Source organism: Tropicimonas sp. TH_r6, from assembly GCF_033101155.1.
Taxonomy (GTDB): domain Bacteria; phylum Pseudomonadota; class Alphaproteobacteria; order Rhodobacterales; family Rhodobacteraceae; genus Tropicimonas.
Genome location: NZ_JAWMPX010000034.1, coordinates 25,181 through 51,586 on the forward strand (window position 1 = coordinate 25,181; position 26,406 = coordinate 51,586).

27 protein-coding genes and 1 pseudogene are annotated in these 26,406 nt (G+C 61.3%); 10 read left to right on the forward strand and 18 right to left on the reverse strand.

Going from position 1 to position 26,406, the window contains the following annotated elements; all coding sequences use genetic code 11:
- Positions 1-61: 61 nt before the first annotated feature.
- The 11 genes from R3X27_RS22255 to R3X27_RS22305 all read right to left on the reverse strand — a co-directional run bounded on the left by R3X27_RS22255 (position 62) and on the right by R3X27_RS22305 (position 7,758).
- Entirely contained in the window at positions 62-394 is a 333-nt protein-coding gene (locus R3X27_RS22255; protein WP_317711105.1) for a TusE/DsrC/DsvC family sulfur relay protein, read from the reverse strand.
- 54 nt (positions 395-448) lie between these two features.
- A complete protein-coding gene (gene tusB / locus R3X27_RS22260) occupies positions 449-757 on the reverse strand; it encodes a sulfurtransferase complex subunit TusB (RefSeq protein WP_317711106.1) in 309 nt (102 codons plus the stop codon).
- A gap of 10 nt (positions 758-767) precedes the next feature.
- Positions 768-1,175: a sulfurtransferase complex subunit TusC gene (gene tusC, locus R3X27_RS22265; RefSeq protein WP_317711107.1), complete on the reverse strand. Its 408-nt coding sequence runs from the start codon at positions 1,173-1,175 to the stop codon at positions 768-770.
- Positions 1,176-1,186: 11 nt separating this feature from the next.
- A complete protein-coding gene (gene tusD / locus R3X27_RS22270; protein WP_317711108.1) occupies positions 1,187-1,579 on the reverse strand; it encodes a sulfurtransferase complex subunit TusD in 393 nt (130 codons plus the stop codon).
- A 157-nt stretch (positions 1,580-1,736) separates the two neighbouring features.
- Positions 1,737-1,961: a sulfurtransferase TusA family protein gene (locus R3X27_RS22275; protein WP_317711109.1), complete on the reverse strand. Its 225-nt coding sequence runs from the start codon at positions 1,959-1,961 to the stop codon at positions 1,737-1,739.
- A gap of 27 nt (positions 1,962-1,988) precedes the next feature.
- The gene (locus R3X27_RS22280) at positions 1,989-2,492 is read right to left on the reverse strand and encodes a DsrE/DsrF/DrsH-like family protein (protein WP_317711110.1); all 504 of its coding nucleotides are present in this window, start codon (positions 2,490-2,492) and stop codon (positions 1,989-1,991) included.
- A gap of 64 nt (positions 2,493-2,556) precedes the next feature.
- Complete coding sequence (locus tag R3X27_RS22285) at positions 2,557-4,275, reverse strand: nickel-dependent hydrogenase large subunit (RefSeq protein ID WP_317711111.1); 1,719 nt, start codon at positions 4,273-4,275, stop codon at positions 2,557-2,559.
- Positions 4,276-4,288: 13 nt separating this feature from the next.
- A complete protein-coding gene (locus R3X27_RS22290) occupies positions 4,289-5,551 on the reverse strand; it encodes a (Fe-S)-binding protein (RefSeq protein ID WP_317711112.1) in 1,263 nt (420 codons plus the stop codon).
- Positions 5,548-6,213: a hypothetical protein gene (locus R3X27_RS22295; protein WP_317711113.1), complete on the reverse strand. Its 666-nt coding sequence runs from the start codon at positions 6,211-6,213 to the stop codon at positions 5,548-5,550. The genes R3X27_RS22290 and R3X27_RS22295 overlap by 4 nt, the downstream gene beginning before the upstream one ends.
- Positions 6,210-7,307 carry a hydrogenase small subunit gene (locus R3X27_RS22300; protein WP_317711114.1) on the reverse strand — a complete coding sequence of 366 codons (1,098 nt, stop codon included), beginning with the start codon at positions 7,305-7,307 and terminating at the stop codon, positions 6,210-6,212. Before R3X27_RS22300 ends, R3X27_RS22295 begins: the two co-directional genes overlap by 4 nt.
- Before the next feature lie 13 nt (positions 7,308-7,320).
- Positions 7,321-7,758, reverse strand: a complete 438-nt coding sequence (locus R3X27_RS22305; RefSeq protein WP_317711115.1) for a hydrogenase expression/formation C-terminal domain-containing protein — start codon at positions 7,756-7,758, stop codon at positions 7,321-7,323.
- Between the two features lie 689 nt (positions 7,759-8,447).
- On the opposite strand from R3X27_RS22305, the gene R3X27_RS22310 reads away from it, so the two are divergent.
- Positions 8,448-8,705: a DUF167 domain-containing protein gene (locus R3X27_RS22310; protein ID WP_317711116.1), complete on the forward strand. Its 258-nt coding sequence runs from the start codon at positions 8,448-8,450 to the stop codon at positions 8,703-8,705.
- On the opposite strand, the gene R3X27_RS25715 is transcribed toward R3X27_RS22310, so the two are convergent.
- Positions 8,659-8,913 (reverse strand): DDE-type integrase/transposase/recombinase, encoded by a 255-nt coding sequence (locus R3X27_RS25715; RefSeq protein ID WP_411572531.1) that lies wholly within the window; start codon positions 8,911-8,913, stop codon positions 8,659-8,661. The genes R3X27_RS22310 and R3X27_RS25715 overlap by 47 nt on opposite strands.
- Before the next feature lie 223 nt (positions 8,914-9,136).
- Positions 9,137-9,922 carry a DeoR/GlpR family DNA-binding transcription regulator gene (locus R3X27_RS22315; protein WP_317711117.1) on the reverse strand — a complete coding sequence of 262 codons (786 nt, stop codon included), beginning with the start codon at positions 9,920-9,922 and terminating at the stop codon, positions 9,137-9,139.
- Positions 9,923-10,162: 240 nt separating this feature from the next.
- On the opposite strand from R3X27_RS22315, the gene R3X27_RS22320 reads away from it, so the two are divergent.
- The 8 genes from R3X27_RS22320 to R3X27_RS22355 all read left to right on the forward strand — a co-directional run bounded on the left by R3X27_RS22320 (position 10,163) and on the right by R3X27_RS22355 (position 17,735).
- Positions 10,163-11,899, forward strand: a complete 1,737-nt coding sequence (locus tag R3X27_RS22320; protein WP_317711118.1) for an ABC transporter substrate-binding protein — start codon at positions 10,163-10,165, stop codon at positions 11,897-11,899.
- 139 nt (positions 11,900-12,038) lie between these two features.
- On the forward strand, positions 12,039-13,103 hold the full coding sequence (locus tag R3X27_RS22325; RefSeq protein WP_317711119.1) for an ABC transporter ATP-binding protein: 1,065 nt from the start codon (positions 12,039-12,041) through the stop codon (positions 13,101-13,103).
- Between the two features lie 7 nt (positions 13,104-13,110).
- Positions 13,111-14,196, forward strand: coding sequence for an ABC transporter ATP-binding protein (locus tag R3X27_RS22330; RefSeq protein WP_317711120.1), 1,086 nt, complete (start codon positions 13,111-13,113; stop codon positions 14,194-14,196).
- Entirely contained in the window at positions 14,193-15,056 is an 864-nt protein-coding gene (locus R3X27_RS22335; protein WP_317711121.1) for a sugar ABC transporter permease, read from the forward strand. Before R3X27_RS22330 ends, R3X27_RS22335 begins: the two co-directional genes overlap by 4 nt.
- 11 nt (positions 15,057-15,067) lie before the next feature.
- The gene (locus R3X27_RS22340; protein ID WP_317711122.1) at positions 15,068-15,865 is read left to right on the forward strand and encodes a carbohydrate ABC transporter permease; all 798 of its coding nucleotides are present in this window, start codon (positions 15,068-15,070) and stop codon (positions 15,863-15,865) included.
- Entirely contained in the window at positions 15,865-16,143 is a 279-nt protein-coding gene (locus tag R3X27_RS22345) for a DUF2160 domain-containing protein (RefSeq protein WP_317711131.1), read from the forward strand. The genes R3X27_RS22340 and R3X27_RS22345 overlap by 1 nt, the downstream gene beginning before the upstream one ends.
- Positions 16,144-16,207: 64 nt before the next feature.
- Positions 16,208-16,600 carry a BlaI/MecI/CopY family transcriptional regulator gene (locus R3X27_RS22350; RefSeq protein ID WP_317711123.1) on the forward strand — a complete coding sequence of 131 codons (393 nt, stop codon included), beginning with the start codon at positions 16,208-16,210 and terminating at the stop codon, positions 16,598-16,600.
- Positions 16,590-17,735 (forward strand): M56 family metallopeptidase, encoded by a 1,146-nt coding sequence (locus tag R3X27_RS22355; RefSeq protein ID WP_317711124.1) that lies wholly within the window; start codon positions 16,590-16,592, stop codon positions 17,733-17,735. The genes R3X27_RS22350 and R3X27_RS22355 overlap by 11 nt, the downstream gene beginning before the upstream one ends.
- A gap of 12 nt (positions 17,736-17,747) precedes the next feature.
- Here the strand turns inward: R3X27_RS22355 and glpB are convergent, their stop codons facing one another.
- From glpB to R3X27_RS22370, 3 genes are read right to left on the reverse strand one after another with little or no spacing between them, the layout of a single operon-like run.
- Positions 17,748-19,022: a glycerol-3-phosphate dehydrogenase subunit GlpB gene (gene glpB / locus R3X27_RS22360; RefSeq protein ID WP_317711125.1), complete on the reverse strand. Its 1,275-nt coding sequence runs from the start codon at positions 19,020-19,022 to the stop codon at positions 17,748-17,750.
- Positions 19,019-20,614 (reverse strand): anaerobic glycerol-3-phosphate dehydrogenase subunit A, encoded by a 1,596-nt coding sequence (glpA, locus tag R3X27_RS22365; protein ID WP_317711126.1) that lies wholly within the window; start codon positions 20,612-20,614, stop codon positions 19,019-19,021. Before glpA ends, glpB begins: the two co-directional genes overlap by 4 nt.
- Before the next feature lie 5 nt (positions 20,615-20,619).
- Entirely contained in the window at positions 20,620-21,915 is a 1,296-nt protein-coding gene (locus tag R3X27_RS22370; protein WP_317711127.1) for a (Fe-S)-binding protein, read from the reverse strand.
- Between the two features lie 560 nt (positions 21,916-22,475).
- Between R3X27_RS22370 and R3X27_RS22375 the strand changes: the two genes are divergently transcribed.
- Entirely contained in the window at positions 22,476-24,674 is a 2,199-nt protein-coding gene (locus R3X27_RS22375; RefSeq protein ID WP_317711128.1) for an SLC26A/SulP transporter family protein, read from the forward strand.
- A gap of 55 nt (positions 24,675-24,729) precedes the next feature.
- Here R3X27_RS22375 and R3X27_RS22380 read toward each other — a convergent pair.
- Both R3X27_RS22380 and R3X27_RS22385 read right to left on the reverse strand, forming a co-directional pair.
- Positions 24,730-25,374, reverse strand: a pseudogene (locus R3X27_RS22380) (IS6 family transposase).
- A 467-nt stretch (positions 25,375-25,841) separates the two neighbouring features.
- The coding region (locus R3X27_RS22385; RefSeq protein ID WP_317711129.1) for a DUF917 family protein at positions 25,842-26,406 on the reverse strand (565 nt) is incomplete at its 5' end.

Sequence of the window (26,406 nt, forward strand, 5' to 3'; positions counted from 1 at the left end):
AGTGAGAGAGGGTCCGGCCCCGGAGAATTCCTGCCGGGGCCGATGTACCGAACCGTCTCGCTCAGACACAGCCCGTCGGCTTGGGCAGGCCGGCAATCTTGCAGCCCTGCTTGGCGGCTCCATCGGGGAACATCGCTTCAAGCGTCTTGCTGTTGCCAATCTCCTTGCCCAGTTTCTTCTTGGCGTTCTTGACCAGAACGCGCACGGCCGGTGCCAACTGGAACTCGTCGTAATAGTTGCGCAGGAACTCGATCACCTGCCAGTGGTCGTCCGAAAGGGCCAGCCCCTCCGCCTTGGCGATTTCCTCTGCAACATCCTTCGACCACTCATCCAGATTGACGATGTAGCCTTCTTCGTCGTGCTCGATGGCAGATCCGTTCACCTGATAGGCCATGGTTTATTCCTCTTCTTCTTTCAGATAGTTGCCCCTGCCACGGCAGGGGCCATTTCAAAGCCAGGATTGCGTGCAGTCGAACTCGGCAACGAGATCGACGAAACCGTCGTAGCCAACCGCTTTCACGTCCCCGAGAAGCTTGTCAGCGGGCAAACCGCGGGCCTTCGAGTCTCCATCGAGGCGGTAGAAGGCCACGTCGGCGGACCTGGCAGTTACGTCAGCGGCAATCGTCGAGCCGGACAACGCGCCATAGACGCCGTCCTCGATCAGCAGCACCCCGTCGCCGGGTTTGCAGTGCTCGAGGCAGCTCTTGAGGGCGCCATCGCCGAAAGGGGATTTGTTGACTGTGTGAAGTGTGGACATTTCTTTCCCCTCAGAAACTCAGGACCACGTCCTGATCGGACATGATGTCGGCCATTTCGGACCGGGAGACGATGCGGATGGAAGGCTTTTCCTCCCAATCATCATCCTCGTCTTCCCACATGATTTCCTGCAGGTCGGAGGGCTCCAGCCCACGCTCGTCGAGCGACTCCTTCTCGACGTAGAGCTTGGTGACCTCGTAGTCGCCGAGCGCGCGGAAGGTGGGCGAGAAATTCTTCACGCCGATGCCGTCGGTGTCCTGGCCCTTCGTCAGCTGGAAGACGCCGTCATCGAGAAAGGCGAGGCTCACATCCTGGTCGAAGGCAGCCGCGATAAGCACGACCTCGAGGCTTTCGAGCGCATAGATCGTCCCGTAGGGCGCCTTGCGGTTCACATAGAGAAACTTCTTGGTGTCAGACATTGCGGCCTCCCTCAATCGCCGAACATGACCATGCGGTCATATTCGATGCCCATCTCGATGAGCTGGCCGAGACCCGAGATGCGGAACCCCTCTGCGAGGTTGGCGGCATCCTTGCCCTGACGCTTGGCTTCGTTTTCGTCGAGGATGCCGCGGCGTTGTGCGGCGGCGATGCAGACGACCAGGTCGATGTCATTGTCCTGCGCAAGCGCGGTCCAGTTCTTCTGGATGTGGCGCTCGTCCTGCGGTGGCACGCTGAGGTTCGTCGAGACGTTCACCCCGTCGTGATAGAAGAAGACGCGAGGCACCGTGTGCCCCTTGTCCAGCGCCGCCTTCGCGAAGTGATAGGCGGTGTCAGCGGCCTGATGGGTATACGGGCCTTCGCTGACGACAATTCCGAATTTCACGGACTTTCCTTTCCTTGATGGAAGGGATCGGGCGCGTTGTGGTCGTGGCGGTCCTTGCCGTTGGGCGTTCTATCGTCCGGCCTCTTGCAAGGGCCGGGCCAGTCCCGTTTTCTTGGCGGGGCTGACCAGACGTGAACGGTCGCGATCCACGTGAGCGTCAGGCTTTCTTGATCTCGTAAGTGTAGACGTCGCCCTCATTGGTCGAACTCAGCAACTCGTTGCCGGTCTGGTTGCAGAAAGCGGCCATGTCGGCGACGGAGCCGGGATCGGTCGCGGTTATTGCGAGCACCTGGCCCGCGCTCATGCCCTTCAGCGTCTTTTTGGCGCGAAGGATCGGCAGCGGGCAGTTCAGACCTTCGGCGTTGAGGGTTTGGTCAGCCACTATACTTCTCCTTGGTGGTGTTGGTGTTCAGATGAACAGGTTGATGTCGGATTTGAGGGCGTTTTCCATGTAGGTGGCGGCCCCGCCCAGCTCGATCCCCTCGATCATGTCGTCCTGAGAGTATTCGAACAGGTCGAGCGTCATCTGGCAGGCGATCAAGCGGATCTCGAGATCCACCGCCGCCTCGCGCAGATCCTCGATGGAGGCCACGCCCTTCTTGGCCATGAGGTTCTTCATCATTGTGCCTGCGAGCGACCCTGCACCGGGCAGCATGGAAACCATGTTGGGCATCTTCATGTGACCGCCCATCATCGGCATCTCCATCGCGGCATTGCCGAGCGTCGAGAACCCGAGGTTCAGGTCTTTCTTCAACAGGACCAGGCCGTAGAAGGTGAAGAACATGGTCACCTCGACGTCCATTGCCGCCGCAGTCGTGCCCAGGATGAAGGGCGGATAGGCCCAGTCCAGAGTGCCCTTGGTGACGATGATCGACATGCTCTTGGCGTTTTCCATTTGGCTTTCGTCAAGCATCTGGTGTGTCCTTTCCCGTTCGCGACTTGGTTTGCCGCCCCGACTGGCGGGACGGCGAAGGGTCTCAGCGGACCTTGATTTTCAGTTTCTCGTCGCCGTCCTCGCCGACCATGTGCACGGCACAGGCGATGCAGGGGTCGAAGCTGTGGATCGTGCGCAGGATCTCCAGCGGCTGGTCCGGGTTGGCGAGCGTGTGTCCTTTCAACGCCGCCTCATACGGCCCGGAGACGCCTTCGGAATCCCGCGGACCGGCATTCCAGGTCGTCGGAACGATGGCCTGGTAGTTGTCGATCTTGCGGTTCTTGATGACGATCCAGTGACCGAGTGCGCCGCGCGGCGCCTCCATGTACCCTGCGCCCTGCGCCTTGGTGGGCCAGGTCGACGGATCCCAGAACTCTTCATTGTGGGTCTTCAGATCGCCTGCGGCGATGTTGGCGACCAACTCGTTGTACCAGCCGCGCATCATGTCGAGATAGATCTTGGTCTCCAGCGTCCGCGCCGCGGTCCGGCCGAGCGTCGAGAACAGCGCGTCCACCGGCACGTCCAGCGTGCTGAGCGTGCTGTCTACAAGCTCCTTCGCCTGATCGTGCCCCTTGGCATAGAGCATCAGCATCCGGCTGAGCGGGCCGACCTCCATGGGCTTGCCCTTCCAGCGCGGCGACTTCAGCCAGGAATACTCGTCTTCGACATTGAGCTGCGTATAGGGCGGTTTCGGCCCGGTGTAGTTCAGCTCCGTCTCGCCGTCATAGGGATGCAGCCCCGTGCCCTTGCCACCCTGGTACTTGTACCATGCGTGATCGACATATTCCTCGATCTGCCCTTCTTCGTGCAGATCCACGTCGTGGATGGTGGAGAGATCACGGTCGAGGATCACACCACGCGGCACAAGGAAGCTCGACGGATCATTGTACTCGCCGGTCGGGAAATCGCCATAGCACAGGAAGTTGCCGACGCCTTCGCCGATGGAGCCCCAGTCCTTGTAGAACGAAGCGATGGCCAGCGTGTCCGGGAGGTAGGCCTGGTTCACGAAGTCTTCCATCTGGGTGATGAGAGACGACACCTGGCTGAGAGCCGACATGTTGATCGCGGTTTCGGAATTGGGATCGATCGGGCACGGCACGCCGCCACAGACGAAGTTCGGATGCGGGTTCTTGCCGCCGAAGATCGTGTGCAGCTTGGAGACTTCCCGTTGCCATGCCAGCGCGTCGAGGTAGTGCGACACGGCCATGAGGTTTGCCTCGGGTGGCAGCTTGTAGCCGGGATGCCCCCAATAGCCGCCGGAGAAGATCCCGAGTTGCCCGGATTCAACAAATCCCTTCAGCTTCTTCTTCACGTCGGAGAAATGCCCCGGAGAGGAGCGCGGATAGCTACTGAGGGATTGCGCGAGTTCCGAGGTCGCCTTTGGATCAGCTTCCAGTGCGGAGACCACGTCCACCCAGTCCAGCGCATGCAGGTGGTAGAAGTGCATCACGTGGTCATGCACATATTGCGACGCGATCATCAGGTTTCGGATGAGTTGCGCGTTCTTCGGGATCTTCCAGTTCAGTGCATCTTCCACCGCCCGAACCGAGGCCAGACCGTGCACCAGCGTACAGACCCCGCAGATCCGCTGGGCAAAGGCCCAGGCGTCGCGCGGGTCCCGGTCGCGCAGGATGATCTCCAACCCGCGCACCATGGTGCCGGAGGAATAGGCCTCGGCGATGGTGTTGCCATCCATCTGCGCCTCGACGCGCAGATGCCCCTCGATCCGTGTGATGGGGTCTACGACCAGTCTTTCTGCCATCTCGTATCTCCCCTCAATCTTCGTCTTCGAGGTATTCGGCCATCATCTCGGTCAGGCCGGCCACCTCGATATCCATGTCGTTGTCTTCCAGTGCGTTCTCCAGCGTGTGGTGGCAGAAGGCGCACATGGTCACGATTTTGTCCGGCGCGACCTTCTCGAACTGCCGCTTCTTGAGCTGGAAGGCGGCGTTTTTCAGGTCTTCCGCACGCTCGTTGGCGCCGACGCCACCACCGGCGGAGCAGCACCAGTTCATCGTTCCCGCATCGTCGGTCTCGACGAAATTCTCTGCGACCATGTTCAGCAGCCGGCGCGGCTCCTTGTTGATGCCGCCGCGGCGGTTGATCTGGCAGGGATCGTGGAAGGTGATCTTGTCCTCGTCCTTGCCGGAGGTCTTGAGCTTGCCCTCGGCGCGCAACTGGTCGAGCAGCTCGATAATGTGAACCACCTCGAACTCGTATTCCCGCCCGATCAGGTTCGGCCCTTCCCAACGCAGCGCCTGATAGGCGTGGCCGCATTCGGGGCTGATGACCTTCGTGACCTTCAGCTTTTCGGCTGCCTCGACCACGCGGGTGACGAGGTATTTCGCCACATCGCGATTGCCGATCTGCACGCCGACATTCGTGGCCTCGAAGGCCTCCCTGGAGATTGTCCAGGTGACACCGGCCTTCTCGAAGATCCGCGCCATGGCGCCGATCACTTCCGGATACTCGGCAATCTCCTGCGCGGAGAGGATCACGAGATAGTCCACGCCTGGCTTGTCGAACTCGATCTCGATCCCGGTGTCGGCGATCGCGTGCTTGACCTGGGCCTCGATGGCCTTGCTCAGGTCGCCCATCGGGCTGTTGCCCGACGTGTGGCGCTTGGCGGCGCCGATCAGCTCGACCGGCGCATGGCCGGCCGCCGACATCCCTTCCCGCATCTTGCGGATCATCATGGTGATGTCGTTGCCAACCGGGCAGACCATCGTGCAGCGTCCGCACATGGTGCAGCTGTCATAGACAAGCTTTTCCGCCTCGGTGAAGTCTTCCTCGGTAACCTCGTTTCCGAAGCCGACCATCGACTTTACCCGGCCGAAGAGCGTGTACTCGTTTTCCCAGACCCGCCGCAGCAGTTCGACCTTGCGGATGGGCGTGTATTGCGGGTCCTGAGTTTCCTGGAAGAAGATGCAGGCGTCCGCGCAGAGACCGCAGCTCACACAGCTTGAGAAGAAACTCGCGACGGGGGCGTCGATCTGTTCGCGCAAGGCGTTGACGCCGCGTTCGGCAGTCGCACTCATGATTCAGCTCCTTTGCGGCCCTGGATCGATCCGTTGTAGTAACGCGCCATCGCAAAGGTGAAGGCGTGCATCAGCTTGGTGAAAGGGAAGACGATCATCAGAACGTCGACCGACAGGATGTGCAGCGCCATCATGAAGGTCGGATCGCCGAACAGCTTGTTGACAGCCACATAGCCGGTGATGAGCGGCAGAAGGCTGAGGATCAGCACCAGGTAGTCAACCCAGGTGGTCAGCTTCCGACGCACCGGGTCGCGCCAGCGAGTGTAGATCAGAGCGAGGCCCGCGATGACTGCAAGCACAGTCGCGCTCTCGATGATTACCCGGCCCACGCCCGGCCAGCTCAAGCCGGTCAGCTCTTCGATCAGCGCGATATGCGGCACGAAGAGCAGGAAGGCGATGAAGAACCCGATATGGAAGACGTAGCCGCCCACGATGGTGATCGGGTTGGCCTTGATCGCTCCGGGGCGCGGAAGGGTCCGTGTGAAGATCGTCTTGATCCCCTGCTGGACCGGATTGCCCTTGGCCTTGGAGAAATCCTTTTTCCGGCCGAGGACGAGGATCTCCACGATCCGGATCAGGACGCCGGCGACGAAGACGAGCAGGGCTATGTCGAACAGCGGCCCGCGTGCGAACATCAAAAGATCGAAGTTCGGGTTGTTCATGACTCCTTCTCCTCCTTCTCAAGGGTGAAGGCATCCACAGTTTCGTGGTTGGCAAGCGCCTCCGCCTTGTTCTTCCTGGCGAGGTAGGCGCCCCCTGCCCCGGCTGCGACTCCGGCCACGATCGCGGCCTGTCCGACCCGGCGATAGTCGCCCGCCGGGGCCGAGAGCGGTTTGTAGAAGCCGCCATTGTCCCAGAAATCCGGTTCGGTGCAGCCAAGGCAGCCATGCCCGGCCTCGATCGGGAACGATGTCCCGTCGTTCCACTTGACCGTCGCACAGACGCTCTTGGTGGTCGGGCCCTTGCAGCCAAGCTTGTAGAGGCACCAGCCGGCGCGGGCGCCTTCGTCGTCGAAGCTCTCGGCAAAGAGGCCCTTGTCATAGAACGGGCGACGGTAGCAGCGGTCGTGAATCGACTCGGCGAAGAACGCTTTCGGCCGGCCCAGTTCGTCGAGGTCGGGAATACCGAAGGTCAGGTAATGCGCCAGCACGGCCGTCATGACCATCGGGATCGGCGGACAACCGGGCACGTTGATGATCGGCTTGTCCGTGATGATGTCGGACACCGCCACGGCGCCTGTCGGGTTCGGGTTGGCCTGCGGAAGCCCACCATAGGCCGCACAGGTCCCCACGCTGACAATCGCGGCTGCCCCTTCGGCGGTTTCCTTCAGCATGTCGAGGTTGGAGATACCGGCGATGGCCGAGAAGCCCGGCTCATCCATCGGGATCGAGCCATCGACGATCACCAGGTACTTGCCGTGATGTTCCTTCATCGCCGCTTCGCGGGCGTGTTCTGCCGCGTCGCCGGAGGCAGCCTGCAGGGTGTGGTGGTAGTCGAGAGAGATCGAGTCGAAGATCAGTTCCTCGAGCGACGGCGCGCTGGACCGGGTGATCGCCTCGGTGCAGCCTGTGCATTCCTGGAAGGAGAGCCAGATCACCGACGGGCGAGGCGCGGTCTCGAGCGCGTGGGCGACCCTTGGGACCATTGCAGGCGGCAATGCCATCAGCGATGTGAGCGACGCGCAGTATTTCAGGAAACTCCTGCGACTGACCCCGTGCGCCTTCATCATCTTTGGTAACAACGGACTACTCGACATCGACACAACCTCCCTATTTGATGGCGCTCAGCCTTTCACTCAGGCGTTCGGCCAGCATTTCTTGCCCGCGCTGGGCATCCTCCGACTGCGTCTTCAGGATGTCGGGGACAAACGTGATTTCGATGAAACGGGACTGGATCTCCCCCTTCGGGTCACAGTGATCGACACGCCACACGCCCGGGATTCCGGTTTCCTGAACGTGGCTCTCCCCCATCGCGTCCAGAACGGCATTCACTTCGCCGTTCCCAAGGATCTCCTGAAGAACTTTCTCGTCCCCTCCGGTAAAGGGAATGGCACCGAGATCGATTACCGTGGGCTCTGCGCGGTCGATCAGGCGACCCAACGCATCGAGAATCTCGGACAGGATCGGCGGCGCATTTCCCGTGGGGAGGTTCGCCACCGCCTCCTTGAGCTGGACGAGGTCCGCTCCCGAATTCGACGAATTTTGCACTATTGCGATCCTGGTATTTCTTTCTGGCTCTTCGGGCCAGTTCGTGGATTTTTTTACAAATCCGAACAGCCTCGTCCTTGATCTGTGTCATGCAATAATTCGAATTCGTGCACAATGCGGTATTACGCAACTGAGATGCAGGTTATCGCTATCGGATTTTCTCCATGCTTTCTGTATGTTGCTGTAAACCATCGAAATTATTCAACTTTCGCGTTGGCTTCTGCGACATAATTGACGCGATGGATCGCCGTTACAGCTACAAATTCGGCCGCAAAACGTGCCTCAAAACATATGTGAATTTGTCGGGAAAGTCGGAAACGCCGGACACCAGATGAATATATATCCAATATTCATTATACGCTTTAATTACAAATTCCGCAGTTCACTGGGCGCCGCGAACGTCGTTTTTGTTCACTCCACCCTTCCATCAAAGGTCATGCTCAAGCAGGAAACCGTTGCTGTCGGCGCAGCCCAGAATCCCGACATTTCTCAATGTATACACTAAATCTGTTTGCCGCTTGCACGCATGCTCTGTCCGCGTCGAACACGAGGCAGCAGCGCCAGCCCGCAATCGAGGCTTCAAAAGCGAAGAATGCCTGGGAAGTATTCTCGTGGCAAAATGAGCAGATTTATGCTATACTGAAAATATACTTATTCAAGTTTGGAACGTGCCTCGGGAGGCATCAACCATGAAACACGGTATCCTGTCAGACCTGTCGACCCCCGGAACAGAGATCGAAGTCCGGGTTACACCGAACGCCCCACAAGTCGACCTTCTTGTTGAGTGCATGGGGCTCAGGGTTTTCGTCACGGATGACATCGACAGCGAGAGGGCAAATGATTCGGCCTTGAAGGTCCTAGCTGACGCACTCGGCATACCGGCTGCGCATATGCACCAGATCAGTGGGAAGACCTCGCGCGACAAGGCGTTTGTCGTCGACGCCTAGGCAAATCTTCGGCTGCGCCGAAACGATGCTTGACGGTGACACGGGCGTGCAGCGGCCTGACGCATCTCATTGGCTTGCATATGAACATCAGGCCTGCCTTCCTACTGTGCGCCTTCGTAACGAAGCTCTGCAGGATCTCTCCCTCGTTGCCGACTGCCCGCCACTGGTAGTGGCGTTCGACGTTGGTCTTTACGAACACCTCATTCAGGGGCCACCGTCATTGCGGTAGAGATCGCAGACGGTCAGCGCGCTTTTCGCGTCTCTCGGAGGCGAATTTCGAGCCGAACCTGTTCCACCAAAAACGAATGTAGAGCATCACGGCCAAGTGGATGATCTCCTTGCTCGCCGTGAAATATCTGAACGGGTCAGGTTTCGTCTTGACGTGAAGCCAGTCGGTGCCCTGCCCTGTTGCAAGCCAGGTTCGCCTGACATCACTGCCGGGAGAGCTGTTCAGAGCTGTTTGCGCACACCACCCGTGTCCCGCATGCCGACGCGGCCTGGAGGAAGCTTTCTGGCGGCTGGCCATCTGTCACCACAACGTCCAGCTCTTCGAGGCTGCAGATCCTGACCGACGCATCGACATCGAATTTCGAGCGATCCGCCACGAGGATCCGCTTGCGGGCATTGCGCAGGATTGCCCGGGCGACGGACACCTCGCGTTCGTCGAAATCCAGGATGGCGCCATCGGCATCCAGCGAGGAACAGCCGATTACCGCGAAATCTGCCTTGTGCTTGTCCATAAAAGCAACGGCATCGCCGCCGATGATCGCGCCATCCGAAGGGCGCACCGAGCCGCCCGCGATCTTGAGGGACGCGATCCTGGACATGCGCAGAATGTGGACGACGTTGATGTTGTTGGTCATGACCACGAGGTCTTCGTGATCCCGCAGGGCCTGCGCGACCTGTTCGGTTGTCGAGCCGATATTGAGCATGATCGAACGGCCGTTGGGGATCATGTCGGCAACGACACGGCCGATCACTTCCTTCTCGCGCGCGTGCTTCAGCCGGCGATCCTCGTAGGCGATCGTCGAGGTGGAGGCCTTGCGCCGGGCGCCGCCATGCGTCCTCTGGGCCAGGCCACGCTCGACCAGGACAGCCATGTCCCGCCGGATCGTTTGCGGGGTCACCTCGAAGCGCCGGGCGAGATCTTCCGTCTCGACACTGTCCTCCTCCCGGAGAAGGTCGAGAATCGCTTGTAGCCTGTCGTTGCCGGACATTGGCCCTCACACCGCTTTGGGGCGCGTTTCCATCGTTTCCGCCACCGTTCACGTTTTCGCTTTAAGTTCGACTGACGTCAATCGAACAATTGAATTTCGACAAAAATATACTGAATTCCAATGCTTTAAAAGAACGCAGACCAATTACTAAGAATATAGTTTGACAGATCACATATTCGTATGAGCATGATTTACGCACCGGCAACGACCGGAAAAGCGTTCATCAGGGAGGAGACCAGGATGCGCAAATATCTGTTGGGAGCGGTAGCGCTCCCGGCCATTATGGCCGTGCAATCGGCCTATGCCGACGAGGCCGCGGCCCAGAAATGGATCGACGAAGAGTTCCAGCCGTCTGTGCTCAACAAGGAAGAGCAGCTCGAGGAGATGAAGTGGTTCATCGCCGCCGCGCAGCCCTTCAGCGGAATGGAAATCAACGTGTTGTCGGAAGGCATTCCGACCCATTCGTATGAATCCGAAGTGCTGACCAAGGCCTTCGAGGAAATCACCGGCATCAAGGTGAACCACCAGATCCTGGGCGAGGGAGAGGTTGTCCAGGCGGTTCAGACCCAGATGCAGACCAAGCGGAATCTCTATGACGCCTATGTCAACGATTCCGACCTGATCGGCACCCATTCGCGGCTTCAGCTCGCCTATAACCTGACCGACTTCATGGCAGGTGCCGGCGCGGATGTGACCAATCCCGGCCTCGATCTCGATGACTTCATGGGCATCCAGTTCACCACCGGCCCGGATGGCGATCTCTACCAGATGCCGGACCAGCAATTCGCCAACCTCTACTGGTTCCGCAAGGACTGGTTTGATCGCGAAGACCTGCAAGCCGCCTTCAAGGAGAAGTATGGCTACGATCTCGGCGTTCCGGTCAACTGGTCGGCCTACGAGGACATCGCCCAGTTCTTCTCGGAGGATGTGAAGAACATCGATGGTGTCGATATCTACGGCCACATGGATTACGGCAAGCGTGCGCCGGACCTCGGCTGGCGGATGACCGATGCCTGGCTGTCGATGGCCGGTGCCGGTTCCAAGGGTGAGCCGAATGGCGTGCCGATCGACGAGTGGGGCATCCGAATGGAAGCTGGCTCGTGCAACCCCGCAGGCGCCTCCGTGTCTCGCGGTGGCGGCACCAACGGTCCGGCCGCGGTCTATGCGATCCGCAAATGGGACGAGTGGCTGCGCGCCTACGCCCCGCCGGGTGCGGCCTCCTACGACTTCTACCAGTCGCTGCCCGCACTCAGCCAGGGCAACGTTGCCCAGCAGATCTTCTGGTACACGGCCTTCACCGCCGACATGGTGGCCCCGAAATCCGCGGGCAACAACACCGTGGATGACGAGGGCACGCCGCTCTGGCGGATGGCCCCCAGCCCGCACGGCCCCTATTGGGAAGAAGGCCAGAAGGTCGGCTACCAGGACGTGGGGTCCTGGACCATCCTGAACTCCACCCCCGAAGACCGCGCCAAGGCGGCCTGGCTCTATGCCCAGTTCGTCGTCTCCAAGACCGTCGACACCAAGAAGTCGCATGTAGGTCTGACCTTCATCCGCGACAGCACGGTGCGCCACGAGTCCTTTACCGAGCGTGCCCCGAAGCTGGGTGGCCTGGTCGAGTTCTACCGCTCGCCGGACCGCGTGGCATGGTCGCCGACCGGCATCAACGTGCCTGACTATCCCAAGCTGGCGCAGCTCTGGTGGCAGCAGATCGGTGACGTGAACTCGGGCGCCTTCACCCCGCAGGAAGCCATGGATCGTCTCGCTGGCGAGATGGACCAGGTGATGGCCCGGATGCAGGCCGCCGATGAGCAGGCCAATGTCTATGGCGGCTGTGGCCCGCGCCTCAACGAGGAGATGGACCCCTCCGAGTGGCTCGGCAAGCCCGACGGCCCGAAAGCCAAGCTCGACAACGAGAAGCCGCAAGGCGAGACCGTGAACTACGATGAGCTGGTTGCCCGCTGGGCCGCCCAGTGACCTGACCCCCTCTCGGGCCGCCGCATGGACCGGCCCGGGTCTCCCCAGACCGCCCGCTCATCTGGCGGGCGGTCGCCCCCTCCCCTCAACATCCTGCGCCGTGCGGGCTCAGCCCCGACGCAGGACGGGCACGGAAAAAATGACACTAGACCTCAGAAACGTGACCAAGCGCGTCGGTGCCAATCTCCACATCAAGGAGACGAGCCTGACGCTGGAAACAGGGCATTTCAACGTGCTGCTCGGTGAGACCGGCTCGGGAAAGACCTCCCTGATCAAGCTGATGGCCGGGCTGGACCCGCTCGCCTCCGGCCAGATCCTGATGGATGGCGAGGATGTCTCGAAGCTGAATACGCAAAAGCGCAATATCAGCCTCGTGCACCAGTTCTTCATCAACTACCCGCACATGACGGTTTTCGACAACATTGCCTCGCCGCTCAAGGTGGCCGGCATGGCGAAATCCGAGATCCAGGGCCGTGTCGAAGAAGCCGCCGACATTCTCCAGCTGCGCCCGATGCTGCACCGCCGGCCGCATGAGCTGTCCGGCGGCCAGCAGCAGCGCACCGCGCTGGCCCGCGCCATCGCCAAGGAGAGCCGCGCGGTGTTCCTCGACGAACCGCTGGCCAACCTGGACTACAAGCTGCGCGAGGAGCTTCGCGACCAGTTGCCCGAGCTCTTCGCCGGGCGCGGTGCGGTTGTGGTCTACGCAACGTCTGAGCCGGAGGAAGCTCTGCTGCTGGGCGGGATGACCGCGCTTATGCATGATGGTCACGTCACGCAGTTCGGCCCGACGGCCGAAATCTATCGCAAGCCCGCAAACGTCATTTCGGCCGACGTGTTTTCCGATCCGCCGATCAATATCGGTGAGATCACCAAACAGGGCAACGAGGCCGTCCTGAACGGCCACGCACGCTGGCCGCTGGAAGGGGAGGCCGCCGCACTGCCGGACGGCCCCTATACCGTGGCGATCCGCCCGAACCGCGTCCTGCCGCGCCGCACATCGACCGCCAATGTCCGGCTGACCGGCACCGTTCTGGTCACGGAGCTCAGCGGCTCCGAAAGCAGCGCCCATTTCCACTTTGGCGACCGGAACTGGGTTTCGCTCTCGGCCGGGGTCTTCCCCTTCGAGGTTGGCCAGGAGCAGGAATTTTTCATGGAACCAGCGCATTGCCACTATTTCGGCGCTGACGGCAACCGGGTGGCATGAGGACGACATGGCAAAGATAACACTCTCCAACCTCCGCCACAGCTATTACCCGGACCCGAAAGGGCCGGATGATTACGCGCTCAAGATGATCGATCTCGACTGGAACGATGGCGGTGCCTATGCGCTTCTCGGCCCGTCGGGCTGCGGGAAATCCACCCTTCTCAACATCATTTCGGGGCTTCTCGTGCCTTCTGAGGGTCGCATCCTTTTCGACGACAAGGACGTGACCGAACTGGCCCCCACCGAGCGCAACATCGCCCAGGTGTTCCAGTTCCCCGTGATCTACGACACGATGAGCGTGCGCGACAACCTCGCCTTCCCCCTGCGCAATCGCGGCGTGGACGAAACGATGGTGGCGCGCCGGGTGGCCGAGATCGCCGAGATGCTCGAGGTGACGGATATTCTCGACCGCAAGGCCGCCGCGCTCTCGCCTGACAACAAGCAGAAGGTCTCGATGGGCCGCGGACTGGTGCGCGAGAACGTCAACGTGGTGATGTTCGACGAGCCGCTGACGGTGATCGACCCGCATCTGAAATGGAAACTGCGCTCCAAACTCAAGGAACTGCATCAGCGGGTGCGCGCGACGATGATCTACGTTACCCATGACCAGACCGAGGCGCTGACCTTTGCCGACCAGGTCGTGGTGATGCAGGACGGCGAAATCGTCCAGATCGGCACGCCTGTCGAGCTGTTCGAGCGCCCGGCCCACACCTTTGTCGGCCATTTCATCGGCTCACCAGGGATGAATATCCTGCCCTGCGAGACGCAAGGCGGGGCTGCGATGTTCCGTGGCAAACAGGTGGCGCTCGAGGGCGAGATCGTGCCCGGCGACGGCACGCGCACCGAGATCGGCGTCCGTCCCGAATTCGTCACGCTCGCCGAGAGCGGCATCGAAGCCGTCGTGCGGAAGATCTCCGATGTCGGCCGGCATATCGTTGTCGAGACCCTGATCGGCGAGGACCGCGTTGCGGCGATCGTCAAGGAGAATGCCCCCGAGAAGGGCGAAACCGTGCATCTGAATTTCCGGCCCGACCGCACGCGGCTCTATCGCGACGGCTGGCTGGCGACGACCGCAGGGGAGGCGGCGCAATGAAAACCGTAAACCAACGCGCGTGGTTCCTCGTGCTGCCGGTGTTGTTCCTGGTGGCGTTCAACGCGCTGATCCCGATGATGACGGTGGTCAACTACTCGGTGCAGGAAACCTTTGGCGACAACCTGTTCTTCTGGGAAGGGCTGGGCTGGTACGAGCAGATCCTGACATCCGACCGCTTCCACGCCGCCCTCGGCCGGCAGTTCCTGTTCACCGGCCTGATCCTGGTGATCGAAGTTCCGCTCGGCATCATCATCGCGCTCTCGATGCCGCGACAGGGCTTCTGGGTGCCGGTCTGCCTCGTGCTCATGGCGCTGCCGATGCTGATCCCTTGGAACGTGGTCGGCGCGATGTGGAACATCTTCACCCTGCCCGATATCGGCCTGCTGGGATATTTCCTGAACCACACGCTCGGCATCAACTACGACATGACGCAGGACCCGCTCGCGGCCTGGATCACCATCATCACGATGGATGTCTGGCACTGGACCTCGCTGGTCGTGCTGCTGGCTTATGCCGGGCTCGTCTCGATCCCCGACGCCTATTACCAGGCGGCCAAGATCGACGGCGCTTCCAACTGGGCTGTGTTCCGCTTCATCCAGCTGCCGAAGATGAAGAACGTCCTGACCATCGCGATCCTGTTGCGCTTCATGGACAGCTTCAACATCTACACCGAGCCCTTCGTGCTCACCGGCGGTGGCCCCGGCAACTCCACCACGCTCCTGTCCATCGACCTCGTGAAGATGGCGCTCGGGCAGTTCGACCTGGGCCCGGCAGCCGCCATGTCCCTGATCTATTTCGCAATCACTCTTGGTGTCAGCTGGCTCTTCTACACGCTGATGACCAAGGACGACCTGAACTGAGGGAGGGCAAGATGCAGAAACGATCCATCATACCCATCGTCTACATCCTGTTCCTGATGCTGCCGATCTACTGGCTGGTGGCGATGAGCTTCAAGACAACGAACGAGATCCTTTCCGGCTTCTCGCTCTTCCCCCAGACATTCACCTGGGAGAACTACGTCACCATCTTCACCGATCCGACGTGGTACTGGGGCTACATCAACTCGATCCTCTATGTCTCGATCAACACGGTGATCTCGGTGATAGTCGCGCTTCCGGCGGCCTATGCCTTCTCGCGCTACCGCTTCCTGGGCGACAAGCACCTGTTCTTCTGGCTGCTGACCAACCGCATGGCGCCGGCGGCGGTCTTCGCGCTGCCCTTCTTCCAGCTCTACTCCGCGGTCGGTCTGTTTGACACGCATCTTGCCGTTGCGCTGGCGCATTGCCTGTTCAACATCCCGCTGGCGGTGTGGATCCTCGAAGGCTTCATGTCCGGCGTGCCGAAGGAACTCGACGAGACGGCCTTTGTCGACGGCTACTCCTTCCCGCGCTTCTTCACCACGATCTTCATCCCGTCGATCAAGGCCGGCGTGGGCGTGGCGGCGTTCTTCTGCTTCATGTTCTCCTGGGTGGAACTGCTGCTCGCCAAGACGCTGACCGCTGTGGCCGCCAAGCCGATCGCGGCGACAATGACCAAGACGGCCTCGTCGGCCGGGTATGAGCTTGGGCTTCTGGCAGCCGCCGGAACGCTGACCATCATCCCCGGCGCCATCGTCATCTATTTCGTCCGCAATTACATCGCGAAGGGCTTCGCGATGGGGAGAGTGTAATCATGAGCTGGATGGCATGGACCTGGCCAACTGCCCTGTTCTTCATCGCGATCTTCTCGGCCATGGGTGTTCTGACCCTGCTCGAGCTCCGCTACCCAGGCGGACAGGAGCGAAAGGGCGTTTTCGGGCTGGTCACAACCCGCGGGGATCGGCTCTTCATGACGATCCTCGGCTCGATCTACATTCTTCTGGCCGGCCTGGGACTGTTCGGAATGCCACTCTGGTGGCCCCTCGCCGTCGCATTTGCCTGGGCCGTCTTCTGTTTCTGGAAGGTTTAGGCATATATCGGAAATAGGATAGAGGCGGCCCATCCTCCCCGGGCCGCCAGCACTTGGAGCCGACATGCGAAAACGTCAAGCCAGCGATACGCTGACAGAGGTCGAACTGGAATTCATGAACGTCGTCTGGGATATCGGCGGCGGCACGGTTCGCGACATTCACGCGGCGCTCAACCGCGAGACCGAGCGGGCCTATACCTCTGTCGCCACGATCCTGAAGATTCTTGACCAGAAGGGGTTCCTGACCTCCACGAAAGTGGACCGCTCGCTCGTCTACCGCCCGGCGGTTCCCAAGGTCGCCTACCAGAAACAGACCCTCAAGCACCTGTCCAACAAGCTTTTCGACGACACCCCTTCCGCGCTTGTTGCCAGGTTGGTGGATGATGATACGCTGTCGGATGAAGCCCTGGAGGAAATCCGGAACCTGGTGAACAAGAGGTTAGAGGATGGTGGCTGAAGGCATTCTGAACGCGTGGGTGGACGCGAACATTCTGCTCCTCGTCCTGGTCGCGGCCTGGATTCCGATGCGCCGTGCGCTCGGGCGCGGTCGACTGGGCCAGGCCATGATGGGACAGGCCCGCGCGATGGAATGGATCTTCATTGCGGTCATCGTCGCGCCCTTCCTGGCGCGACTGGTCTTTCCCCCTGTCGGCCCACAGCTCAACCTGTCGGACCTGCTCGTCGCGCAATACCTGAACGGCAATCTCGAAATGAGCGCGACACGGTTCGAGACGCTTCTCGGCCTGCGCGCGGACCTGACCGATGCCTTCCTGCTGCAACGGGACGGCTGGACGAACGCCGTGCTGGCCTTGCTTCTGCTGGGCTTCACACTCTCGGCGGCCCGCCTGTGTTTCGCGGCCCTGCACCTGCGCCGCGTGTTGCGCCATGCGCATCCCTGGCGGCGTTTCGGCCGGCTGGAGCTGCTGATCTCGGACGAGGTCGCGGTGCCGTTCTCGACATGCGGGCTGCGCCGCCGCTACGTGGTCCTGCCGGTCAGCGCGCTTGGACATGGGCGCGATCTGCATTTCACCCTGGCGCATGAGTTCCAGCATCTCCGGCAATATGACCTGCTGCACGAGTTCGCCGTCGAGGCGTTGCGGCCCTTGTTCTTCTGGAACCCGGCCTTTCACCTTTGCAGCCGGCAATTGCGCGAGCTGCGCGAAATGGCCTGCGATCAGGCTGTCGCCCTGCGTCGCCCGATCGAACTTGGCGGCTATTGCCGCAGCCTGATCCGCGCGTGCGGCCGCGCGCGCCCCGAGGGAAGCGTCTTCGTGCCCGTCGGACCGGCGGTGGGCTTTGTCGACTCCACGCATGGCACGGCGATGAACAGCCAGCTGGGGCGCAGGATCGTTGCCCTGACCGGATGTACGCCGAGCCTGGAAAGCCAGCAGGCGTGGAAGGCGATAGGGCTGCTCTTCTGCGTCCTGCTCGCCCTCGGCGCCGTGGTTATGCAGAGCCCGACCGGCTGGAGCCATGACCGCATCATGCTCAGCACGATCGTAAATCTCGAGCGGCTGGACGAGCGGAACGCGTCCCAGCCAAACATCTCGGGCATGTTCGCGACGATCGACCCGATCCCCCCGACGCAATAGGCGTTATCCCTGTCAGCCGAGCGCGGCTGCGGCGGACTCGGTTGCGGCATGGGCGGTGGCGATGGCCAGCCCTGCGCCACAGCGTTGGCGCACCCAGTCCTGATGCGCGAGAATGGCACCGGCGGCGAAGAGCCGTTCGTGGATTGGTGCTCCGTCCGCGGCGACGGGTTGGAAACGCCCATCCACCTCGACCCCGAGCCGGTTGATCGGATGGCCGCGCGGGTCGAGATATTCCTGCCGGAACCACGCGTCCCGGTCCTGCGGTTGGCTTATCGGAAGGTCGAGCAGGGTCTCGGAGAGACTGTCCTGGTCGGATTTGAGCCCGCCGGAAAGGAACCGGCCGGTGGCGAGCAGGACAGCGGAGGCTTCCACCTCCAGATCTTCCATCGGCCCGTGCAGATGCAGAGTGGCCCCGGACGGCCGGAAATCGACCTCCGCGACCTTGAGCTGCGGCTCGAGCTGCACGCCCATTTCCGGGAAGGACCGCTCGAAAGTCTCGCGGAGGCGGATGCCCGGAACGGCCGGCGGGATGGTCGGAATCTCGAACAGCCGCGCGCCGATAGCCTCCTCCATCCGCGCCCGGATCTCGTCGGGCATGTGCATGCCGAGGATGGCGGGCAGGCCGACATATTCGACACCTTTCAGCAGCGGCCGGATCAGTTCGGCCAACGCTTCCTGTGTTGCCCGTGTCTCCAGTGAGCGTGCAAGCACCTCCGGGAAGACCTGGCGGTTCTCCATGCCGGGAAAGGTCAACCGAGCGGAGCTCAACTCCGGCCAGCGGTCGCGGAAATTAACCTCGAAGGCCTTGGCGCTGAAGCCCTGCAACCCTTCGAAATCCACCACGAGCGTCTTGGCGCCTCTCTCCAGCGCGGTGATGCCCGGAAGCATCGTATCGGGAACAGAGAATGTCGGCTTGGCGAGACCGTTGGGCAGCAACCCGGACAGGTTGCGATCGCCTGCCTTCGTGTAGCCGATACCCATATCGCCGAGCGCATCGGTGAAGCCATCGAACGCCGCGCGGATCGAAGCATTGGACAGGCCGCTCATCGGATGCTGCGGCTCGTCCTGCCGTAGCTCGTCCAGCGCCGCCCAGGGATCCTGCCGGACGCGCCGGTCATGCACGCCCAGAAGGTCCAGATACCCGGTCGTATAGGCCATCGCGCCGCTATGGCCGAACTGGGCCACGTCGAGACCGCGTTGGCGGGCAAAGATGCTCGCCGCGAACCCGGCGATCCCGGTTCCGATGACGGCGAGTTGAGTTTCGATCTTTCGGGTTCCGCGTTTCATTTGCTGTCGGCCCCCTCTTCGGCGGCGGCGAGATCCATCCCGGCCAGCCCGCAATGCAGGATCTCGGCAAGTTCCGTCTGGGGCATCTGTGCCCCCCACAGCACCGGCCGGATCCCCTTGTACCTCTCATTGACGAAATCGCGCATCTGGCGGAGCCCGTCCGGGCTGTCATAGACGCCGCGATCATAGAGATGCGAGGTGACCCGCATCGAGCAGAAAGCACCCTGGCAGGCGCCCTTGCCGATCCGGCTGCGCAAGGCAATTGCCTTCAGGCTCATATGATCCTCCGCACCGGGCGCATCCGCGAGGATCGTGTCGACCGCCGAGCGCGCGACCATCTCACATTCGCACAGAACCATGTCGGTGGGATCGGCGCGCTTGTACCAGTCGCGCGCCGCCGCGCCCGGTTCGGTCCAGCGCAACGCATCGCCCGAGGGGAGCGGCTCCAGGTTGGTCTTGCAAGGCTCGGCATTGCCCAGCCGCGCGGCCACGAGGTCGCCCGCCTTCTCGGCCATCAGGCGAAAGGTCGTGAACTTGCCCCCGGCGACGGTGGCGAAATTGGAAAGCCCCTGATCCTCGTGATCGAAGAGGGCAAAGCCGCGATTGGCCTTGCGCCCATCCGCCTCGCTCCCGGCCGATTTCAGCAGCGGACGCACGCCGGAAAAGGCGCGCACGAAGCGGGTCTCGTTCAACACCGGCAGCATCGCCGCGCCCTCGGCAAGGATGCGGTCCACCTCCGGCACCGTGGGCGCGATGCCATCGGGATCATCGACTGTGACCGAGGAGGTGCCGAGCAGCGAGACCGTGCCCCCGGGCACCAGGATATCGCCGTCATCGGGCAGGCGCAGGCGGTTGACGACCCCGTTGGTCACCCGGGTGTTGCTGATCAACAACGTGCCCTTGGAATAGAGCAGGCTCACATCCGAGCAGCCGGCGAGGCGGGCAACCTTCTCGGCCCAGGCGCCGCTGGCATTGATAAATTGCAGGGCACGGATCTCGACCGCCTCGCCGCTGCGCCGGTCCCGGCACAAGGCCTTCGCTACTGTGCCATCAATGATCTCGAACCCTTCGATCTCCATATGTGGCAGATAGCTGCTGTCATTCAGGCGCTCGGCATGACCGACATTCTCCAGCACGATCCGGAACGGGTCGATCGTGGCATCCGGCACGGCATAGGCGGCGAGGATCGCCTCGGGGAGCGCCGGCTCGCGTTCGCGCGCCTCGGCAGCCGAAAGCGCCTCGCAGGGGATCCCTGCGACCCGGCAATGCTCCGGGAACTTCGCCGCGAACGCTTCGTCATCGCCGTCCACGGCGACGAACAACCCGCCGCAATCGTCGATGCATTCCGGCGCCAGCCGCTTGAGGATGTCGCCCTCGTGCCGGCATTCCGCCGCTGTCTCCGCATCCGCCGTGGCATAGCGTCCGCCGCTATGGAGCAACCCGTGATTGCCGCCCGACGCGCCCGCGTTCAGATCCTTGCGGTCGATCAGGATGCAATTGATCCCGCGCAGGGCGAGGTCGCGCATGACGCCCGATCCCGTCGCTCCCCCACCGATGACAAGAACGTCGGCCTCGTATATCCGCACAGACATGACGCTCACTCCTCTTCCGGCAGGTTGATATCGGCCAGGTCCGGACCAAGATACTTGCGCTCATCCGGACCAAGGATGCCAAGCGACAGGCAGATCAGCGTCCACAGATGGGTGACCGTGTAGGCCCCGCCAAAATGATCGCCCACATCCTCGATCTGGGAATGGCAGTTGTGGCACGGGGTCAGCACGTAATCGGCCTCGGTCGCGATGACCTGGTCGAACTTGCGCTTGCCATAGGCGCGGCGTTCACTGGCCATGCCCGCTTGCAGGAAGCCCCCGCCGCCGCCACAGCAGTAATTGGCGCTCCGGCAGGGCTGCATATCGACGAAATTCTCCTCGCCGACCAGTGTCTTGACCACGAAGCGCAGGTCTTCGGCCGCCTGGTCGCCAATGGACTTCCGGACAAGCTGACAGGGGTCCTGGACGGTGAACTTGACGTTGTTCTTGTTCCAGTCAGAGTTGACCGGCAGCTTCCCCTCCCGGATCCACTGGGCGTAATAGGTCACGAGGCTCTCGGCCTCGAAATTGGCCGTGAGCCCGAATTTCTCGATCCCCTGCCAGATGGTGAAGAAGGAATGCCCGCATTCGGTGTTGATCCAGATCTCGCTTTCCAGCGCGTTCATGGCATCGACGCGGGTCTCGACCATGTCCTTCCAGGCCTCCGTGTCACCGGTGAACATGCAGAAATTCTCTGCCGCCCAGCCCTTCGAGGAATAGGTCCAGTCCGCGCCCACATAGTCGAGGATCTTCCAGAGCGGCGCCATTTCCTCCGGTTCGACCGCCGGTTCGCGCGAGTTCTGGTTGATGACGAATTTCGCGCCCTTCTTGTCGATCGGCACCTTCAGATCGGCAAAGCGTGGCTGGTTCTCGTGCAACTCCTCCAGCGTTTCCTCGACGATCTCGACGAAATCCTCCGACATCAGCCCCATCGCGCTCGTGCTCTCATCGAGCTTCTGCGCCGCACAGGATCGCACGATCCCCTTCGGCTTGTCTTCGGTCGCCCAGGCCCCGCGCGCGGCGCCGACAAGCTGCGAGACATCGATCCCCATCGGGCAGAGATAGGCGCAGCGCTTGCATTGCGTGCAGGCCCAGACCCAGGGCGTCGTGGACAGCTCCTCGTTCATGCCGAGCATGGCCATGTTGATGAAGCGGCGCGGATCCATTCCGAAGAGCCCCGACGCGGGACATCCCGAGGCACAGATCCCGCAGCCCACGCAGGCGTCATAGCTGGCGCCGTCGGGCAACAGGTCGTTGGCAACTTTCAGGAAGTCGAGTGTATTTCCACGAGAATGTGCGCCCATGTCTGTCTCCCCACAGCTGTCGCGGTCCGCGGCCAACACTACGTCAAGCATTCAGTTTAAAGAATGCGGCCAAGTGATCTTGGCGGTGGGTGAACTGGCAAAACCCCTGCGACTCTTTCAACATGAACAGCTCCAACCAGCCAGTGGGGGCCTTCGGGAACCGCCGAACGGATGCGCGCCGTGAGGTCGCCGAAGGTCATTCAATCGGTCATCGCCCTCGCCGCCACGGCCATCTTCTGTCCATGAGTCCTGACCCGAGTGCCGATGCCACGGGATCTGTTCGCGGCTCGACTGGAGGAGCGCGACGCGCACAGCCAGACGTGGCGCGCTCACCGGGCGCGCGCCACTCCAAGATGTCATCAGGGAAAGCGGGCCTCCTCAAGTCAGGTTTCGAGGCTTTCTTGACCATGGGGCACGACGCAAACCCGGATGATCTTTCCGTGCGTTTTCAAGCTGTATTGACAGCGCTGGGACAAAGACTGCCTAATTCGCCTTTGCTCCCACGCAAATCTTTTACCCGTTCGGATGTGTTTCCAGTTCAGACCAGGATCGGAGGCCGAATGGCACAGTCGACGGAGAATGCGCAAAACGTTTCCGGCTCTCTCGGAGCCATCCTGAGCGGAACCCTTGTCGGGTTCACATCGGTCGTGTTTGCAATCTCCTTCGCGGCAATCGTCTATAACGACGCGCTTGCGGTGTATCTCGAGCGTGGGATTGCGCACACCCTTCTGGGTGCATCCATCATGGCGGCGCTTGGCGCTTTCCTGTTCTCCTATCGCGGAACCATCGCGCAACCTCAGGACATCACCGCCATTCTTCTGGCAGGCGCGGCGAGCACGATCGCCACGGGTGCAATTTCGGCGGATCCGGAGGTCGTTTACTCCACCGTCTTTGTCCTCGTGGCGCTGGCAGCGATCCTGGCGGGCCTGACCTGCACGTTTCTCGGGGCCATCCGTGTCAGTTTTCTTGCGCGTTTCACGCCCTACCCTGTGCTCGGCGCGTTTCTTGCTTCCACCGGCTATTTCCTCACCCTGGGCGCGATCGGAATCGCGCTCGGACGCAACCTGACCATCTGGGATATAGGAACCATTCTCGCCCCCGAGAGCCTTGCAATCTGGGCGCCCTGGATCGTTCTCGGCACATTGATGGATCTGGCCACGCGGAAAATCGACAGCACGCACATCTTGTCTGTGTGCTTCATCGCTTCCGCAGCGATCTTCTATCTCTACCTTCACCTCTCTGGCATCGGCCTCGAAGGTGCCGCTACGCGGGGCTGGCTGCTGGGCCCCTTTCCCGAGACCGGCTTTGTTGGCGAAATCGGCAGGGTCGATCCGTCTTTGGTGGACTGGCAGGCCATCCTGGCCCAGGCGCCCGTTCTGCTGGCCGTCGTGGGCATGACCGTGCTTGGCGGAATGCTCAATCTGAGCGGCCTCGAACTCACGCTCAACGAGAAGATCGAGATGGACCAGGACCTGCGGGCCATCGGACTGACGAATATCGCCTCCGGTGGCTTCGGCGGTCTGGTCGGATACCCGCTTCTGGGGGAAAGCATCCTCGCCTCGCGGATGGGCCTGAAGGGACTTGCCGCCGGGTTGAGCGCGGCGCTGGTCTGCCTGCTCACCTTCCTGCTGGGAGCCGACATCCTCGCCATGATTCCGAAAGGGCTCCTTGCCGCGGTTGTCGCCTTCCTCGGCATAGACCTGATGCGGACCTGGCTTTGGCACGAGCGCAAGAAATTGCCCTGGCAGGATTCCCTGCTGATCGTCCTGACTCTGGCGGTCGCGGCAACCATCGGGTTCCTCGAAGCGCTGGCATTTGGCCTCTGCGCCTCGGTCTTCCTCTTCATCATCTCTTATGCCCGCCTGAACACCGTGCGCTCTGTCTCCGATCTGAGCGAACGCCGTTCGCCGGTCGAACGCGCCGCGCCGCAGGCGGTCTGTTTGACACGGAAGGGCCACCGTGTGCTCGTGGTCGAGTTGGAAGGGCATCTCTTCTTCGGATCGGGTGCCGGGCTGCGCCGCGCGATCTGGCATCGCATCAATGGATCCACGTCGCTGGACATGCTCATGCTGGATTTCGGAAACGTCTCGGGGATCGACTCCTCGACGATCCTCAACCTCAACCGGATGCGCGCAGATTGCACCGCGCGTGGCATCGAACTCGTGCTCTCAGGCTGCTCCGAAGTCGTCGAAGACAGGATTGCGCGTTTCAACATCCATCATCGGAAACGCCAGTTGCAGCTCTATCCCACGCTGAACGAGGCGCTGGAGGCGGCCGAGGAACGGCTCCTTTCCGAAGCGACGCATGCTGAGGAAATAGAGGGGCTTTCCTTTCTTGAGGAACTGGAACGACTCCACCCCGCGCTTGATCTGGAAACCACGCTGGAAACGAGGAGCTATTCCGACAGGGAGGTTATGATCCGACGCGGCGACGCTGCTGACGGCATTTTCGTGCTTCTTGAGGGCCAGGCACGCGCAACGATCCGAACGAGAGGTTCTGACGATTTCGAGGTTGCAAAGTTCCTGCCCGGCTCGCTGATCGGCGAGATTGCAGCCTATGGCGAGGTCGAACGAACCGCCACTGTTACAGCCGTGGGCAACACCCGCCTGAAGCATATCGAAACGGCTCATATCTCGGCGGCGGACGCGATGAGCCCTGGATTCGCCGCCGATTTTCACAGGCTGGTGGCGCGCCGCCTCGCGCGGCGTCTGAGCCGCACGACGCTGCGGATCAAGCAGAGCCTGGATCGAATTGACTAGCGAGTGCTGTCAGACGGGTTTGAACTCAACTCTACAAGGGCAGAATAGCTGTCCCTTATGCCGTGCAGAGACCGCGCCACGCGTCGAGCGCAGCGGAGCGGTTCAGCTTGAAATCTTGTCGTGATTGAAAGTGGCGTTCCTGATTGAAGTGGTTGTGTACCGAGGCGTGGATGGAGACGAATGTCTGCAGACTTCGCATTCGCCGGAAGCGTTGCATCGCCCGCTCTCGTCGTCGGAATGGCAGATGCGAATTCTCCGCCCGATTGTTCAGCCAAAGGCCCGTTTCCTGTAGGCCCGTTGCGCCGATTTCTTTCAGAGCGGCGCCATAGGACCGAAGCAAGTCAGTCACGATGGACTCGCTCCGGCCGTACCGCCGCATCGTTTCTTTCAATAATTTCAATGCAGTTTTCTTGTCCCGCGTCTTTGTTACGAAGCTTTCCAAGACCTCGCCCTCATGATCGACGGCCCGTCAAAGGTAGTGTCGGTCGCCGTTGATCTTCACGAACACCTCATCCAAATGCCACCGCTTTTGCGGCCCCGATCGGAGGCGTTCTGCGCGTTTCTCACGGATTTTGGAGGAGAACATCAGACCAAACCGGCTCCACCAGAACCGGACGGATTCGTGACTGACATCGATGCCGCGCTCATGAAACAGGTCCTCGACGTTGCGGAGTGAGAGCGGGAAACGAACATAGAGCATCACAGCCAGGCGGATTATCTCCCGGCTGGTTCGAAATTATCCGAAGGGGTCGGGTTTAAGCATCGTCAAACGCTACGAGACCACCCTGCCCCGCTCAACCGGATTCCCTCTGACACCGCCCAACCAGCTGTATCAGGCGTTGCTTGCAGTCAAGCTACCGGGATTGTGATTGAGGAGCCTCATCGTCAAAACCATCGTCCTGCTGGAAGTTGCTGATGACCCACCGGAGGCGAAACTCCCATTCAATCTGACCTGACGGAAGCCGGGACGCTATCGACGACTGTTCACAATGCAGACCGCCCAATTGCCCAACCTCCCTCGACGCTCCGGTTGAAAACGTCTGGTCTTCCTCCGCGCTGAATGAAGGCGATAGGCCATGACGTGCTACAGTGCACTCGCAGCGAAGCGCTGCACGGTCGGTAAAGCTTTCAAAAACAGGCTCCCCGTGTTTCTATCGCCGCAGTTGACTATCCATTCGCGTCGAAGGGCACATACGCGCCGGCGTACCCTACCGCGCCCATGATAGCCGCCATCTGCGCCTGAACTCCCGGGAAATCGCGGAATGTGACTCCGGTTGAAGGCACGCCAACGGTTTGGGTTGCCTCGACGCCGATTGCATATATGGATTTTACCTTTGGGCTGCTCATCTCGGACTGAAGCTGTGCGTTGTCGAAGGTTGTTCCGTCTTCTCCAAGCCAACACAACATGTCGGGCATCTGGATCACTGGCGCGGACTGATTGCTGGAATAGGCAAGGATGTTTTCGTTCAGGCTCAGAACGGTAACGGAACCCTTACCGTCCGCGCGCTCAAGAACGAGCGTCCCGATATCATGTGCATCCTGAGTGTGCTGCACGAATTTCACGGGCTTGAGAAGCGAACCTTCGAAGAGAACCCGGCCAGGCATTCCGAAAGAAGAGAGTTGGCTCAACACAACTGAAGTGTAGTCCCCCGAAGCAGCGCGCAATGCGCCGCCGATGCGTCGCGCGCGTTCGAGGCCCGACGGAACGGCGAACTCCTTCAACTGGGATCCT